A 352-nucleotide genomic window follows, 5' to 3' on the forward strand; every position below is an offset into this window, starting at 1 on the left:
GATTTGAATCTGCGAGCCGACTACTGTTTGTTTGATCGCAAGACAGGCAGGGCTGAATGCGTGGGCAATGGGGAAACGTGCAGAAGGCAAACAGCCCAAGGAGTGGAAACACTGCCTTGCCCTTCACCGGATCAATGCCAGTTCAACCAAGCAGGTAACTGCAAGCCTTATGGCAGGCTCAATGTGGTGATTGATGCTGTAACGAACACACCAAACAAATCAAGCGAAGTTCAACCACCAATAGATGAGTTGGGCAGCTTTGTGTTTAGAACCACGGGCTACAACAGCATTCGGACATTGACAGCACGACTGCGCTATTTGGCGGCAGTCTCTGGTGGCCACTTGGCGACAT

1 protein-coding gene is annotated in these 352 nt (G+C 51.1%); it reads left to right on the forward strand.

Annotation, left to right across the window (positions count from 1 at the left end; all coding sequences use genetic code 11):
- Positions 1–352 (forward strand): recombination directionality factor (locus E9531_RS17710; protein ID WP_483189247.1); only part of this gene is annotated, 352 nt, incomplete at both ends.

It is taken from the genome of Lampropedia puyangensis (assembly GCF_004833285.1).
Lineage (GTDB): Bacteria > Pseudomonadota > Gammaproteobacteria > Burkholderiales > Burkholderiaceae_C > Lampropedia > Lampropedia puyangensis.